General features: G+C 34.7%; 1 protein-coding gene. It reads right to left on the bottom strand.

Going from position 1 to position 1,538, the window contains the following annotated elements:
* Positions 1 to 1,286: 1,286 nt before the first annotated feature.
* Positions 1,287 to 1,538 (bottom strand): transposase (locus tag ACPV3A_RS37620; protein ID WP_426204999.1); only part of this gene is annotated, 252 nt, incomplete at its 5' end.

Below are 1,538 nucleotides of genomic sequence, written 5' to 3'. Positions count from 1 at the left end.
TAATGGTTATAATTGAGATTGATTTTATTAATAATTGAGATTTATTATATCTTTTAAGTGAGACCAATTTAAAGACTAGTTTAATCAGACCCCTGATTTCACTAGTCTTTTTGTCTTACTAAGATATGTATCGTTCTTGCTTTGAGGAAAATTCAACGAATAAACCAAGTTGGCACATTTATTGTTTATAAATGATACTTACTGAGTGGTTACAGCTTTTGAGTCTCCAAAAGGCGTAATGTGATCATCACGGATATCACAAAAGTCTGGTGACATTAAAGATGTGCCGAGACATTAAAGTTAGTGCCTTTACACTAAAGTTAGTGCTTTTACAATAGAGTTGGTGTCTATCCGTTAGTTGACATCTTAAGATTACAGCGAACAATGTATAATTAATGGATTCGTCCTACTTATCATGGGGTGAATCCATTAGTTGTTTTTGAGAGCAGGACAGCTGACTATAGTAGGCTGATTCATGGGAATCTAAATGGAGTGTTATTTTATCCATATGAAGAGGAAGGAAAGAAAATTTTTAAACAAGTTATTAAGCGAGACAGAGGAAAATAGTTGGAGAAAATTATCAATTATTTATTTAAGCTCGTGACTAAAAAAGAGGAAAGAGGTGCAGTTTTCCAACAAAAATCCCTAACGGTGTCCGAGCGAGCGTACAAGCAAAAGCGGCTGCTTCAGGTGTAGCTCTTTACCGTGGTCAACGAAGATACCTCACCTTTGTGCGTTAAATAATATTAGTAACTGGAAAATAAAGAATATAACTGATGAAATAATTTTGTAGCTGATTGATAAAGTATGTAACCATATTCTGCTCTTAATGTTGCCCTATTGGGGGCAACTCATTTTAATTAACTAGAAAATCGAGAAGGGCTAAATTTCGATGATATTATACGCTGCGAGACTAAACAATATAATTGTTAAATGTGCATTCAAGATGTGAAATTTACATTATAAATGAAGTAGTTTGATGGTCCCAAAGTTAATGACTTTCGGGACCACTATTTTTATGAAAAGTACTTTTACATCGTGTGTAAAATCAGTGGGTGAATTTTATCGTTACCGAAGAAGACTGTCTAACTAAGAAAACACATCAGTAGAAGCATAGAGAAAATGAAGGATTATGAGATTTAAAATAACTGATGTAATAAAGTAGAAGATTGAGAAGTGGGATTCGTGCTAACATATTGATGTTACTGAGGCTAAGTCTATGCCCATTAAATACTAAAAACCTGTCGGTCTGAAGTGACCCCCAAAAGTTAGACACGGTTATTTCATTAGGCAGCTTTCTCAAAATGAGTTCGGTACTGTACCGGACTCATTTTTAATTTTGCCTTTAACCGTTTGGTATTGTAGTATTCAACATACTTTTTTAGTTCTTCCTTAAAATGTTCCACACTTTCAAACTCTTTGTAGTACAGAAACTCCGACTTAAGAATGCCGAAGAAATTCTCTATGACGGCATTGTCGTAACAATTCCCTTTTCGTGACATGCTTTGGAGAATGCCACTCGACTTAAGCGCAAGCGC

This window comes from Paenibacillus sp. Dod16 (genome assembly GCF_049893405.1).
In the GTDB taxonomy this organism is placed as follows: Bacteria; Bacillota; Bacilli; order Paenibacillales; family Paenibacillaceae; genus Paenibacillus_AQ.
The sequence above is the reverse complement of the archived record's forward strand: the minus strand, read 5'-3'. Positions and strand labels throughout refer to the sequence as shown.